A 12,121-nucleotide genomic window follows, 5' to 3' on the forward strand; every position below is an offset into this window, starting at 1 on the left:
CCGGCTCAGCGCCCCAGGTTGTCGGCCAGTTGTTTGGCGCGACTTGCGGCCCACTGATCGATCATCTTCTCCATCTCCTCGGCGGTGATGGGGGAATCCTTGTGGGTGGTGTCCGGGCTCTCGCGAGCGTCCATCACCCGCACCAGCAGCTTGCCGCTCTGGGCGTCGAGCAACTGGGCCATGCTGCCCACCTTGAGCAGATAGGGCTCCTTGCCTATTACCTCGCGGGTGACGTTGATGGCGATCTTTGCGGGCAGCAGATCCCGCAGCTTGGGGTCGGGCCGGGTCAGGTCGAAGTTGGTGATGGCCGCCTGCACCCGCATCACGCCGGGACCGGGTTCGGTAGCCATCTTGACGCCGTGGCTCATCAGCTCCCGCTGGAAGGTGGCGTGGTAGTAGCGGCCGATCTCGTTCTGCTCGTTGGCGGTCAGCAGATACCACTGGCCGTTCTCCTGGCGGATGAATTGCAAGGGGTCGAGCAGTACCGCGTGGTACTGGCGCAGATCCACGCCGGGCTCCTTGTAGATGCGCTGGTTGGGGTTGCTTTCACTCTGCTGGAAGGCCGTCAGCGGAATCGCCTGCAGGCTGTGGGTGACCTGGTTCTTCACGGCGCACCCGCCCAGCAGGGCGGCAGCCATGGTCATCATCAAGACTCGTTTCATGGGGGCTCCTGGCGGTGGATGGTCGCTGCAAGAACGCAGCCCGCCCTGCCCACAGAGATACCTGATCAGGCCCCTCTCTCACAAGGGGTATCTGTGCGGGGGCCACCGGGGGTGCCCCCGTGTCGGGTCACTCGGCGGGGATCTCGGGCTCCACCAGGGTGGCGAGCTGCATCAGGGACTCCTGCCAGCCGAGGTAGCACATCTCCACCGGGATGACCGCCGGAATACCCGCCTGTTCGATGGCGAGATCGGTGCCGCACAGCACCTGGGTGAGGGTGATGGTGACCTGCATCTCCCCCGGCAGGTTGGGGTCGTCGAAGCGGTCGGTGTAGCGGATGCGCTTGCCCGGCTCCAGCACGAGATACTCGCCGCCGAAGGCGTGGGTGTGGCCGCTGGCGAAGTGGGTGAACGACATCCTGAACTGGCCGCCGACCCTGGCATCCAGCGCCGCCACCTTGCAGGTGAAGCCATGGGGGGGCAGCCATTTGGCCAGGGCGTCCGGCTCGATAAAGGCCTGGTATACCCGCTGTGGCGGGGCCTTGAGTACGCGATGCAGAGTGACTGTTCCTGTGCTCATCTTGGGTTCCTTCTCGGTTGTATCCGAGCAAGGATAGTCGCTCGGGGGAAGGACAACCGAGGGTCAGGAGTGGTGGCGCTCCCATTGAAGGGCTAGGTTGTCATCAGGCGGCGCGCGTCCTGGTCGCCATGAGCGGCCGCATTTGCCGCTGGCGGCTCCTCCTCTGTCAGGCACGTCTGCACGCACTCCATAAACACCCGCATGGCGGGGCTGACAAACTTGCTGGCGTGGTGGGCGCACAGGGCCGTGATGACGAGGGGCGTGGGGGAGAAGGGCAGCTCCTGCAGCTCCCCCGAACTCAGCTCCCGCTCGACGGCGAAGCGGGGCAGGAAGGAGACGCCGAGGTTGCTGGCCACGCAGCGCTTGATGCTCTCTATGCTCCACAGCTCTATGGTGCCGTCCAGAGTGATGGCTCGCTGGCGTAATGTGCTCTCGAAAATCTGACGGAAGATGCACTGGGGTTCGTTGATGATGAAGCTGACCGGCAGGTGCTGATCCGGGCGGGTGAAGTCGATATCACCGCTGAGGGCGGGGGAAGCTACCAGCACCAGGGGTTGCTCGCCAAAGCTCTCCATCAGCAGGGCGGCATCGTTGCCGACCCGATAGAAGATACCGAGATCGGCCTCGTCCGCCAGCAGCGCATCGCGAATGACGTAGCAGTTCAGGGACCGGAGCGACAGTCGGACCCCGGGAGCCAGCCGCTTGAAGCGCTCGAGCACCGCCGGCATCTTGTAGGCCAGCAGAGTTTCGCCGATGGCGACCCTGAGCTCGCCGCTCGGCTCGGCGTCCTGCTGCGCCGCCTGGCGCAGACCCGACATCACCCGGATCATCTCGTGCACATGCGGCATGATGTTCTGTCCGGCCTTGGTCAGGCACATGCGACGCCCTATTTTTTCGAACAGTTGTAGCGAAAGTTCCTGCTCCAACTGCTGGATATGGAAGGTTACCGTCGACTGGGTGCAGCAGAGCTTGCGGGATGCCTTCACGAAGGAGCCCTCCTCGATCACCGTCTTGAGGGTAATGAGACGTCGCAAATCCATGGGGACTCCAATTCATCGAAATGGTTGAATTTAGAATGCTAAAACATTCGATTTTTTGATGCCAATGGCCGCGTTAAGGTATCACTCCCATTTGGAGAAACACCATGACCACGACCCTTGTCAGCGCATTTTTGACTTACACCCTGATCACGGCCATGACGCCGGGACCGAACAACATACTGGCTCTGAGCGCCGCCAATCAGCATGGTCTGCGCCGCAGTAGCCGGGTGCTGGCGGGCATGAGTGCGGGCTTCCTGCTGATCATGCTGCTGTGTGCCCTGTTCACCTTCACCCTCATCAGCCTCTCCCCCGCGCTGGTTGGCTGGCTCAGCTGGGCCGGGGCGGCTTATGTGCTCTGGCTGGCCTGGCGCATTGCGGCCAGCGGCTCCAACCTGTCGAGCACAGATGGAGCCTTGCCCGGCTTCTGGACCAGCTTCTGGCTGCAGTTCGTGAACGTGAAGATCATCCTATACGGCATCACGGCGCTCTCCACCTTCGTGTTGCCCCACACCACAGAATTCGTCTGGGTGCTGGGCGTCAGCCTGCTGCTGGCGCTGATCGGCACGCTGGGGAACCTCTGCTGGGCCCTGGCGGGTCATCTGCTGCAGCCCCTGTTCCAGCGCCACGGCCGCATTCTGAACCTGACGCTGGCGGGCTTGTTGGTTTACTGTGCGCTTCGGATGCTGATCTGACGGAACGCAGGCCGGGGGCGTCGCCTCCTTTCGCCTGCAGAGAGGATTTTTCGTTTTCTCTTCAAGGAGTTGATCAAGATAGAGGTTATTGTCACCGTTCGCTCATATAATCGCCGCCATGCAAGCGACTCGGAAGGATTCGATGACACAGCTGATGGCGGCCCTGCTGGGGCTGTTTTACGCCAGCCTGATCTGGGCGGCGCCCGTCCCCTTCGTGACGGCCCCCGGCCCCCATGCCACGCAGGGGAGGCTGGAGCCCCTGCTCTCCTGGTTCTCGGGGGAGTTTTCCAGCCAGGAGCAGGCCACCTTCGATGCCCGCTTCACCAGTGCCGAGCTGCGGCTGGTGGAGATCTGGCCCGGGGAGGGCCCCTTTCGCTGGGTCTATGCGGAGCAGTTTCTGACCGAGCGGGCGCAGCGGCCGTTTCGCCAGCGCATCTACCGCTTCTCCTCCCTGCCCGATGGCCGCATCCTGATGGCTGAACTGACCATGCCGAGGGCCACGGATTTTGCCGGCGCCTGGCGTCGGCCCGAGCTGCTTGACTCCCTCACCCCCCAGCAACTCTCCCTGCGCGCAGGGTGCGAGATCTGGCTGACCCGCCAGCCGGGCGGGGAGTACAAGGGACAGACCCGGGTCGGGCATTGCGCCACCGATTTTGGCGGTGCCACCACCCTGGTGCAGTACCTCTGGATCGGCCCGGACAGCGTCCGGTTGCTGGACAGGGCCTATGACAACGGCGCCCATCAGCGCTGGGGCAGCCCGGGGGAGGGTTACGTCTACCTGCGCAAGGGGATGCGGCGCGGGGAGTAGTCGCGCCGTCCGTCAAGGCCCCTCCCTGCTTGCCGCCAACAAGGACGTGCCGGTCAGGCCGCCGGCCAGTGCCCTTGCAGATCCACCAGGATGGAGAGGCTGACCGCGCCAAACAGCAGGCCCGTCATCAGGTTGAGCGGGCGCTGGATGCGGCCGAGCAGGTGCTGGGCGCGGGGGGTGGAGAGGCTCCAGGCCAGGGCGCTGAACCAGACGAGGGAGAGCAGGAACAGCTCCAGGATCAGCAATCCCCGGGTCAGGCCATCCACCTGGGGTGTCACCATGGCGGCCAGCAGCCCCATGAAGAACAGCATCGCCTTGGGGTTGAGCAGATTGGTGGCCAGCCCGCTCTTCACCCCCTTGCGCCAGCCCGGCCGCTCGCCTCCGGCGCGCAGCGCCAGATCCCCGCTTCCCTGCCAGGCCGCTTTCAGCGCCCCCCAGCCCAGCCAGCCCAGATAGAGGGCACCCACCAGTTTCACGGTGAGAAAGAGCCAGGGCTGGCTTGCGATCAGCAGGCTGATGCCGGTGAGACTGAGGGTGGCGTGGAGCAGGATGGCAAGGGCGATGCCAAGGGCCGCTCCGAGGGCGGTGGGCCTGTGCAGGCTGGTGCGCAGGATGAGTGCGAAATCCGGGCCCGGGCTCGCCAGGGCGACGAGGTGGACGAGACCCAGGGTCAGAAACAGGCTGGTGAACATAAAAGACCTCCGACAGCGGTATGGAGGTGACAGCATGGGGCAGGACGGGGGACGGGAGATTGTAAAAGATTGCAGCAGCGGTGATTCAGGCGGGCAGCATCTGCTGGCGATACTCCGCCGGGGTGAGCCCGAAGGCCTGACGGAAACCGTGGTGGAAGTGGCTCTGATCGAAGAAGCCCACCGCCAGTGCCACCTCGCTCACCGGCAGACCGCTGCCGAGCAGGCGCTTGCCCTGTTCGAGGCGTAGCCGCTTGAGCCAGGCATAGGGGGTCATGCCGGTCTTCTTCTTGAACTGACGGAGGAAGGCGAAGCGATCCAGCCCGAACAGGGCGGCCAGGTCCTCCAGGGTGTGGCGCTCGTCCAGCCGGGCCAGCAGATGGTCGCGCAGGAACCTGAGCTGGGGATCCGCCAGGGCGTGGCGCTCGGGGGCGAGCCGGAACAGTTCGCCCAGCAGGGCCAGCAACTGGCTCTCCGCCAGCAGGCCGTCGGGGGCTGGGCCGTCCAGGTGCATGTGCAGTCGGGCAAAGCCCTGATAGAGGTCGGGGCGGCTCTGCAATCCCTGGTGGAAAAAGGGCTCGGGGTGCTCCGGCAGCCAGCGGGCCAGCTGCTCGGGGGCGATGGAGAAGACCCGCACTTCGTACCCTTCCGGCAGCAGGCTTAGGCCGTCGTGCATCTCGTCCGGGTTGACGGTGGAGAGTTCGCCGCGCACCAGGTTGTGGCTGTTCCCCTTGTGGATGAACTTCTGGCCGCCCCGCTGCACCAGACCGATGTGGTAGTCCAGATGCACGTGGCGGCCATAGCTGAACTCCCTGTGGTGGGAGTGGGAGAGTTCAACCCCCGGCAGCAGCCGGGATTGCCAGTAGTGGATGCGGGATTGGGGTGCGTTCATCCCCTATTGATACCCCGAAAGCGGCCCCGTGGCTTGTAGATTATTGCGCTGGCGCCTCAGCCGACCTCCTGGCGCCGCTTGCCGCTGCGCAGGCCATCCAGGCTGAACAGCACCAGGGCGCTCCAGATGCAGCCAAAGGTGATCATCTTGTCCAGCGCCAGCGCCTCGCCATACAGGGTCACCGCCAGGATGAACATCAGGCTGGGGCCTATGTACTGGAAGAAGCCCAGGGTGGAGAGCTTGAGCCGGGTGGCCGCCGCGGTGAAGCAGAGCAGGGGGGCCGTGGTGACGGCGCCCGCGGCGATGAGCAGCAGGTTCAGGTGCCAGTCATTCTGGGTGAGGTGGCTGGTGGGGCTGTCGGCGATGCCCCACAGATAGAAGGCGGCTGGCGGCAGCATGATCAGGGTCTCGATGAGCAGGCCGGTGAGGGCGTCCAGGGCCAGTTTCTTGCGAATGAGGCCGTAGATGGCGAAGCTCGAGGCCAGCACCAGGGCTATCCAGGGCAGGGAACCGAAGGCGATGAGCTGGACGGCGACACCGACAAAGGCGAGCCCTACCGCCCACCACTGCAGGCGGCGCAGCTTCTCGCTCAGAAACACCATGCCGAGCAGCACGTTGAACAGAGGGTTGATGTAGTAGCCCAGGCTCGCATCCAGCATGTGGCCGTTGTTGATGGCCCAGATGAACAGCAGCCAGTTGCCGCCGACGGTGACGGAGGTGAAGGCCAGGGTGAGCAGCACCTTGGGCTGGCGCAGCACCGCCTGCACCTTGTGCCACTGGCGTCCGAGCAGCACCAGCACCATCAGCAGGGCGCAGGACCAGATCATGCGGTGGGTCAGGATCTCGGCGGCCGGCACGGCGGAGAGGGACTTGAAGTAGATGGGTGCCAGGCCCCAAAGGGTGTAGGCGCCGAGGGCATAGAGGACGCCCTGGCGCTGGATCTGTTGTTGCATGCGGATAACCTTCACTGGAGTGCGGATGTCGGGAAACATCGCAAAAAGTCAGTGTAGCGATCCTTTTGCAGGGAAAGAAGACAATAAATGGGTCTGACGGGATTTTAACAGCAGGAGCGACTTCAGCGACCGCCCCCGCGGCGGATCTTCTCCACGTCCATCAGCAGCCACAGCATGAGGGCGATGGCGGAGATCCAGGGGCCCCAGGTGACATAGGCTTCCCCCTGACCCAGCACGAAGAACAACAGCGGCAGTCCCACCACCAGAAACAGTACACTTCCCAGAAAAAACAGCATTTTTATCTTTAAATTTAATGGCTTGCTATTTGACGATTATATCGATTGAGCGAGGGGATAAAAGAGTAAAAATGAGAAAGGGGGATTTCTCCCCCCTGTTTTGTTGATAAGCGTCATTTATGACGTTATTCGAGCTGGATCCAGGTGCTTTTCAGCTCGGTGTACTTCTCCAGGGCGTGCAGGGACTTGTCGCGCCCGTTGCCGGACTGCTTGAAGCCGCCAAACGGCATGGTCATGTCGCCGCCATCCCAGTTGTTGACGAAGACGGTGCCGGCGCGCAGGGCGCGGGAGCCCTTCACCGCCTGGTTGAGATCCGCCGTCCAGATGGCGGCCGCCAGGCCGTAGTCGGTGTCGTTGCCAAGGGCGATGGCCTCTTCCAGGGTGTCGAAGCCGGTCACCGCCAGCACGGGGCCGAAGATCTCCTCGCGGAAGATGCGCATCGTCGGGGTCACGTCGTCAAAGATGGTGGGTTCGATGTAGTAGCCGCCCTCCTCGGGCTGGGTGCGCTTGCCCCCCAGCAGCAGCTTGGCGCCCTCCTGCTGGCCGATGGCGATGTAGTTGAGCACCTGCTCCATCTGGATGTGGTCCACCATGGCGCCGATGCGGGTGGTGGGGTCGAGCGGGTTGGCCGAGATCCATTCGCGGGCGTGGGCCAGCAGCCGCTCCATGAACTGGGGCTTGATGCTGTTTTGCACCAGCAGGCGGGAGGCGGCGGTGCACACTTCCCCCTGGTTGTAGAAGATGGCGCCGACGGCGCTTCTGGCGGCGGCATCCAGATCCGGTGCATCCGCCAGCACGATGTTGGGGCTCTTGCCGCCGCACTCCATAAAGGCGCGCTTGAGGTTGGACTTGCCGGAGCACTGCACCAGATGCTTGCCGATTTTGGTGGAGCCGGTGAAGGTGATGCAGTCGACGTCCATGTGCATGGCCAGCGCCTCGCCCACGGTGTGACCAAAGCCCGGCAGCACGTTGAAGACGCCGTCGGGGATGCCCGCCTCTTTCGCCAGACCCGCGATGCGCAGGGCGGTGAGGGGGGATTTCTCGGAGGGTTTGAGGATCACCGAGTTGCCGGTGGCGAGCGCCGGGCCCAGCTTCCAGCAGGCCATCACCAGGGGGAAGTTCCAGGGCACGATGGCAGCCACGACACCGAGGGGCTCCCGGGTCACCAGGGCCAGGGCGGACTCTTCCACCGGGGCGACCTGATCGTAGATCTTGTCTATCGCCTCGGCGTTCCAGGCGATGCAGTTCGCGGCGGCGGGGGCGTCATACCCCATGGCGTCGCCGATGGGCTTGCCCATATCCAGCGACTCCAGCAGTGCCAGCTCCACCAGGTTCAGGCGCATCAGCTCGGCGAAGCGCTGCATGATGAGCTTGCGCTGCTTGGGAGAGAGGCCGCACCAGCGCTTGTCGTCGAAGGCGGCACGGGCCGCCTTGACCGCCAGCTCGGCATCGGCGGCGTCGCAGGAGGCGACCCTGGTCAGCAGTTGGCCGTTGGCCGGGTTGATGCAATCGAAGGTGGCGCCGTTGACGGCATCCCGGTAGGTGCCGTCGATAAAGGCTTGCGAGGGCAGGGTCAGATGGGCGGCCTTGTGTTGCCACTGGGCCAGGGTCAGGTCACTCATGTTCACTCCTTGAACCGGCAGAAAGTCAGTCTCCGCGTATCAATATGCTAAACATCCTGCCGCTTGTAAATCCATCTTGTAACAATTCATTAAACACTGTTCCCGAACAACCCGGGCCAACGGCGGGTCACACCGGGCGCCCTGGCCTGTGGTGTCGGGGGTCGCGCGGCGGGGCGGGAGCCCGTGTCGCGGGCCTGATCCCCGGGCCGGGCAGGGGGGGATCCCGGCGGGCTGTTCCGGGAGAAGGCCCGTCAGAAGCTGGCGGGCGTGTTGGCCGAGATCAGCACGCACTCCTGATCCCCCACGTTGCGAAAACGGTGGGGAGTGCGGCTGTCGAAGTAGTAGCCATCCCCCGGTGCCAGCAGGTGAACCTGCTCGCCCACGGTGACTTCCACCTGACCCCGGATGACGATGCCGCACTCTTCCCCTTCGTGACTCAGCATGTCGTCACCGGTGTCGGCGCCCGGGGGCAGTATCTCCTGCATCATGCCGATGGCGCGGTTGGCGCGGCTGTGACCCACCAGACGGTAGCTGATGGGGTGGGTGCCGAGATCCGGCATGTCGTCCGCACGGAAGATCACCTCGGAATCCATCTCCGTCTCGTCGGTGAAGAAGCTGGCCAATGACATGGGGATGCCTTCCAGCACCTTGCGCAGGGAGGCCACCGAGGGGCTCACCTGATTTTTCTCGATCTGGGAGATAAAGCCGTTGGTCACACCGGAGCGTTTTGCCAGCTCGCGCTGGGAGAGGGCCGCCTTGGTGCGAACCGCCTTGAGGCGGTGACCGATATCCATCGATAGACACTCCTTGACTGTTTACTATTATTAAAATTGTGTTAAATATCTTATACCACCCCTGAGGGGTGACACCAAGCCGGGCGATAAAAGCCCTTTTTTATGGATTCAGGTGTTTAATTTAATAGGCATGAGCCGGGTGTTACTAAACGCCTTAAGGATGAGGTGACCATGAAACCTGTCAGCGACATCAATACCCCCGACATGTCCGCATTCTGGATGCCGTTCACCGCCAACCAGCAGTTCAAGGCGGCGCCGCGCATCCTGAAGTCGGCAGAGGGGATGTATTATCACTCAGAGGATGGCCGCAAGATACTGGATGGCACTGCCGGACTCTGGTGTTGCAACGCAGGCCATGGTCGGCGTGAGATCGCCGAGGCGGTCTCCCAGCAGATCTCCCACCTCGATTTTGCCCCCACCTTCCAGATGGGCCACCCCCTGCCGTTCGAGCTGGCCAACCGGCTGGTGGAGATCGCCCCCAAGGGATTCGGTCACGTCTTCTATACCAACTCCGGATCGGAGTCCGTGGACACCGCGCTCAAGATTGCGCTGGCCTGGCAGCGGGCTCGCGGCCAGGGGACCCGTACCCGGCTCATCGGCCGCGAGCGCGGCTACCACGGGGTGGGTTTTGGCGGCATCTCGGTGGGGGGCATTCCCGGCAACCGCAAGTGGTTCGGCTCCCTGCTGACCGGGGTGGATCATCTGCCCCACACCCTCAATATAGGGAAAAATGCGTTCACCAAGGGATTGCCAGCAGAAGACCTCACCCTGGCCGATGAACTGGAGAAGATTGTCTTCCTGCACGACGCCAGCAACATCGCGGCGGTCATCGTCGAGCCCATCGCCGGCAGCACCGGGGTCATCATGCCCCCCAAGGGCTATCTCAAGCGGCTGCGGGAGATCTGTACCAAACACGGCATCCTGCTGATTTTTGACGAGGTGATCACCGGTTTCGGCCGCCTCGGCTCCCCCTTCGCCGCCCAGGAGTTCGACGTCATCCCCGACATGATCACCTGCGCCAAGGGGCTCACCAACGGCGCCATCCCCATGGGGGCCGTGCTGGTGCAAAACCATATCTATGACGACATGATGGCGGCGGGCAAGGGGGCCATCGAGCTGTTCCACGGCTACACCTACTCGGGCCACCCGGTGGCGGCGGCGGCGGGTCTGGCGACCCTCGAGATCTATCGCAACGAAAATCTGCTGACCCGGGCGGCCGAGCTGGCGGGCTACTGGGAGGAGGCGGCCCATTCCCTCAAGGGCTGCAAGCACGTGAAAGACGTGCGCAACTACGGCCTGGTGGCGGGCATTGAGCTCGAACCCATGCCCGATGCGCCGGGCAAGCGGGCCTACGAGGTGTTCGTGCGCTGTTTCGAGAAGGGGGCGCTGATCCGGGTGACCGGCGACATCATCGCCCTTTCGCCGCCCCTCATCATCGAGCGCAGCCAGATCGACGATCTCTTCACCCTGCTGCAGGACGCCCTGCAGGCCCAGGACTGACCCCCACATCACACAGGATGGCGCTCGTCCCGGGCGTCATCCCCCTGTGCTGCCCCGGCGCGGCGAGGGGAGGACGGATGACCCATCACGGAGGATTTATGAGTTACAGGATCGACAACTTCATCGACGGCGAGACGACCGAGAGTCGCAGCGAGCGTTTCGGTGCCATCTTCAATCCGGCCACCGGCCAGCAGCAGGGCTCCGTCGTTCTCAGCACGGCCGATGAGTGTGCCGAGGCGATTGCCTGCGCCGAGCGCGCCTTTGGGGAGTGGTCCCAGACCCCGCCGCTGGTGCGGGCCCGGGTGCTGTTTCGCTTCAAGGAGCTGATGGAGCAGCACAGGGATGAGCTGGCCCAGCTCATCAGCCGCGAGCACGGCAAGGTCTTCTCCGACGCCCAGGGGGAGCTGACCCGGGGGCTGGAGGTGGTGGAGTTTGCCTGCGGCATTCCCCATCTGCTCAAGGGGGAGCACTCCCTCAACGTGGGCCGCGGGGTGGACAGCCACTCCATGATGCAGCCGGTGGGGGTATGCGCCGGCATCACCCCGTTCAACTTCCCGGCCATGGTGCCGCTCTGGATGTTCCCGGTGGCCCTGGCCTGCGGCAACACCTTCATCCTCAAGCCCTCGGAGAAGGATCCGTCCCTCTCTCTGCGCATGGCCGAACTGCTCAAGCAGGCGGGCCTGCCGGACGGGGTGCTCAATGTGGTCAACGGCGACAAGGAGGTGGTGGACGTGCTGCTGACCGACCCGCGGGTCGGTGCCGTGTCGTTTGTCGGCTCCACCCCCATCGCCCAGTACATCTATGCCACCGCCTCGGCCCACGGCAAGCGGGTGCAGGCCCTGGGCGGCGCCAAGAACCACATGGTGGTCATGCCGGATGCCAATCTGGATCAGGCGGTTTCCGCCCTGATGGGGGCCGCCTATGGCGCAGCGGGCGAGCGTTGCATGGCGATCTCGGTGGCCGTGGTGGTGGGTGACGAGACCGCCGATGCCCTGGTGGCGAAGCTCTCTCCCCTGGTGGCTGCCCTGCGGGTCGGCCCCGGCCTCGGCCAGAGCCCGGAGAACGAGATGGGGCCCCTCATCAGCCGGGAACACCTGGCCAAGGTGCGCGGCTACGTGGATCAGGGGGTGGCCGAGGGGGCCGAGCTGGTGGTGGATGGCCGGGGCCTGAGCCATGGCGAGGGCTACTTCATCGGGGGCAGCCTGTTCGATCGGGTCGGCCCCGAGATGCGCATCTACCGGGAGGAGATCTTCGGTCCCGTACTCGCCATCGTGCGGGCCCCGGACTACGAGACGGCCCTGCGCCTCATCAACGAACACGAGTACGGCAACGGCACCGCCATCTTCACCGGTGACGGAGATACCGCAAGGGACTTCACCACGCGGGTTCAGGTCGGTATGGTAGGGGTGAACGTTCCCATTCCGGTGCCCATGGCGTTTCACAGCTTCGGTGGCTGGAAACGGTCCATCTTCGGGCCGCTCAACATGCACGGGCCGGATGGGGTGCGCTTCTACACCCGGATGAAGACGGTGACCGCCCGCTGGCCCCAGAGCCTGCGCGCCGGCGCCGAGTTTTCCATGCCGACCATGAAGTGAG

At 64.2% G+C, this 12,121-nt stretch carries 13 protein-coding genes; 4 read left to right on the plus strand and 9 right to left on the minus strand.

Annotated features, from left to right (window positions below; translation table 11 throughout):
- Nucleotides 1-5: 5 nt before the first annotated feature.
- From AB5Y68_RS10995 to AB5Y68_RS11005, 3 genes are all read right to left on the minus strand, one after another.
- Complete coding sequence (locus AB5Y68_RS10995) at nucleotides 6-662, minus strand: DUF3313 domain-containing protein (RefSeq protein ID WP_039039532.1); 657 nt, start codon at nucleotides 660-662, stop codon at nucleotides 6-8.
- Between the two features lie 127 nt (nucleotides 663-789).
- Nucleotides 790-1,239, minus strand: a complete 450-nt coding sequence (locus tag AB5Y68_RS11000; protein WP_039039531.1) for an SRPBCC family protein — start codon at nucleotides 1,237-1,239, stop codon at nucleotides 790-792.
- A gap of 92 nt (nucleotides 1,240-1,331) precedes the next feature.
- Nucleotides 1,332-2,279: a LysR family transcriptional regulator gene (locus tag AB5Y68_RS11005; protein WP_080769943.1), complete on the minus strand. Its 948-nt coding sequence runs from the start codon at nucleotides 2,277-2,279 to the stop codon at nucleotides 1,332-1,334.
- Between the two features lie 104 nt (nucleotides 2,280-2,383).
- On the opposite strand from AB5Y68_RS11005, the gene eamB reads away from it, so the two are divergent.
- The gene (gene eamB, locus AB5Y68_RS11010) at nucleotides 2,384-2,971 is read left to right on the plus strand and encodes a cysteine/O-acetylserine transporter (protein ID WP_039039530.1); all 588 of its coding nucleotides are present in this window, start codon (nucleotides 2,384-2,386) and stop codon (nucleotides 2,969-2,971) included.
- 142 nt (nucleotides 2,972-3,113) lie between these two features.
- Nucleotides 3,114-3,779: a chromophore lyase CpcT/CpeT gene (locus AB5Y68_RS11015; protein WP_039039529.1), complete on the plus strand. Its 666-nt coding sequence runs from the start codon at nucleotides 3,114-3,116 to the stop codon at nucleotides 3,777-3,779.
- 53 nt (nucleotides 3,780-3,832) lie between these two features.
- Here the strand turns inward: AB5Y68_RS11015 and AB5Y68_RS11020 are convergent, their stop codons facing one another.
- The 6 genes from AB5Y68_RS11020 to AB5Y68_RS11045 all read right to left on the minus strand — a co-directional run bounded on the left by AB5Y68_RS11020 (nucleotide 3,833) and on the right by AB5Y68_RS11045 (nucleotide 9,025).
- Nucleotides 3,833-4,471 carry a LysE family translocator gene (locus AB5Y68_RS11020; protein ID WP_039039528.1) on the minus strand — a complete coding sequence of 213 codons (639 nt, stop codon included), beginning with the start codon at nucleotides 4,469-4,471 and terminating at the stop codon, nucleotides 3,833-3,835.
- A gap of 85 nt (nucleotides 4,472-4,556) precedes the next feature.
- Nucleotides 4,557-5,360: an AraC family transcriptional regulator gene (locus AB5Y68_RS11025; RefSeq protein ID WP_010672489.1), complete on the minus strand. Its 804-nt coding sequence runs from the start codon at nucleotides 5,358-5,360 to the stop codon at nucleotides 4,557-4,559.
- Between the two features lie 56 nt (nucleotides 5,361-5,416).
- The gene (gene rarD, locus AB5Y68_RS11030) at nucleotides 5,417-6,313 is read right to left on the minus strand and encodes an EamA family transporter RarD (RefSeq protein ID WP_039039527.1); all 897 of its coding nucleotides are present in this window, start codon (nucleotides 6,311-6,313) and stop codon (nucleotides 5,417-5,419) included.
- Nucleotides 6,314-6,435: 122 nt separating this feature from the next.
- Complete coding sequence (locus AB5Y68_RS11035) at nucleotides 6,436-6,609, minus strand: hypothetical protein (RefSeq protein ID WP_010672491.1); 174 nt, start codon at nucleotides 6,607-6,609, stop codon at nucleotides 6,436-6,438.
- A gap of 125 nt (nucleotides 6,610-6,734) precedes the next feature.
- Nucleotides 6,735-8,231 (minus strand): aldehyde dehydrogenase, encoded by a 1,497-nt coding sequence (locus AB5Y68_RS11040; protein WP_039039526.1) that lies wholly within the window; start codon nucleotides 8,229-8,231, stop codon nucleotides 6,735-6,737.
- 251 nt (nucleotides 8,232-8,482) lie between these two features.
- Nucleotides 8,483-9,025 (minus strand): cupin domain-containing protein, encoded by a 543-nt coding sequence (locus AB5Y68_RS11045; RefSeq protein ID WP_010672493.1) that lies wholly within the window; start codon nucleotides 9,023-9,025, stop codon nucleotides 8,483-8,485.
- A 171-nt stretch (nucleotides 9,026-9,196) separates the two neighbouring features.
- Here AB5Y68_RS11045 and AB5Y68_RS11050 point away from each other — a divergent pair, with 171 nt between their 5' ends.
- A complete protein-coding gene (locus AB5Y68_RS11050) occupies nucleotides 9,197-10,525 on the plus strand; it encodes an aspartate aminotransferase family protein (RefSeq protein ID WP_039039525.1) in 1,329 nt (442 codons plus the stop codon).
- 98 nt (nucleotides 10,526-10,623) lie between these two features.
- Complete coding sequence (locus tag AB5Y68_RS11055; protein ID WP_039039524.1) at nucleotides 10,624-12,120, plus strand: CoA-acylating methylmalonate-semialdehyde dehydrogenase; 1,497 nt, start codon at nucleotides 10,624-10,626, stop codon at nucleotides 12,118-12,120.
- Nucleotide 12,121: the final 1 nt, after the last annotated feature.

This window comes from Aeromonas sp. R6-1 (assembly GCF_040908165.1).
GTDB classification, from domain to species: domain Bacteria; phylum Pseudomonadota; class Gammaproteobacteria; order Enterobacterales; family Aeromonadaceae; genus Aeromonas; species Aeromonas caviae.

What these genes read in the sequence shown, in the direction of transcription:
- AB5Y68_RS10995 (WP_039039532.1), bottom strand. Translation starts at nt 662, where the DNA reads ATGAAACGAGTCTTGATGATGACCATGGCTGCCGCCCTGCTGGGCGGG.
- AB5Y68_RS11000 (WP_039039531.1), bottom strand. Translation starts at nt 1,239, where the DNA reads ATGAGCACAGGAACAGTCACTCTGCATCGCGTACTCAAGGCCCCGCCA.
- AB5Y68_RS11005 (WP_080769943.1), bottom strand. Translation starts at nt 2,279, where the DNA reads ATGGATTTGCGACGTCTCATTACCCTCAAGACGGTGATCGAGGAGGGC.
- eamB (WP_039039530.1), top strand. Translation starts at nt 2,384, where the DNA reads ATGACCACGACCCTTGTCAGCGCATTTTTGACTTACACCCTGATCACG.
- AB5Y68_RS11015 (WP_039039529.1), top strand. Translation starts at nt 3,114, where the DNA reads ATGACACAGCTGATGGCGGCCCTGCTGGGGCTGTTTTACGCCAGCCTG.
- AB5Y68_RS11020 (WP_039039528.1), bottom strand. Translation starts at nt 4,471, where the DNA reads ATGTTCACCAGCCTGTTTCTGACCCTGGGTCTCGTCCACCTCGTCGCC.
- AB5Y68_RS11025 (WP_010672489.1), bottom strand. Translation starts at nt 5,360, where the DNA reads ATGAACGCACCCCAATCCCGCATCCACTACTGGCAATCCCGGCTGCTG.
- rarD (WP_039039527.1), bottom strand. Translation starts at nt 6,313, where the DNA reads ATGCAACAACAGATCCAGCGCCAGGGCGTCCTCTATGCCCTCGGCGCC.
- AB5Y68_RS11035 (WP_010672491.1), bottom strand. Translation starts at nt 6,609, where the DNA reads ATGCTGTTTTTTCTGGGAAGTGTACTGTTTCTGGTGGTGGGACTGCCG.
- AB5Y68_RS11040 (WP_039039526.1), bottom strand. Translation starts at nt 8,231, where the DNA reads ATGAGTGACCTGACCCTGGCCCAGTGGCAACACAAGGCCGCCCATCTG.
- AB5Y68_RS11045 (WP_010672493.1), bottom strand. Translation starts at nt 9,025, where the DNA reads ATGGATATCGGTCACCGCCTCAAGGCGGTTCGCACCAAGGCGGCCCTC.
- AB5Y68_RS11050 (WP_039039525.1), top strand. Translation starts at nt 9,197, where the DNA reads ATGAAACCTGTCAGCGACATCAATACCCCCGACATGTCCGCATTCTGG.
- AB5Y68_RS11055 (WP_039039524.1), top strand. Translation starts at nt 10,624, where the DNA reads ATGAGTTACAGGATCGACAACTTCATCGACGGCGAGACGACCGAGAGT.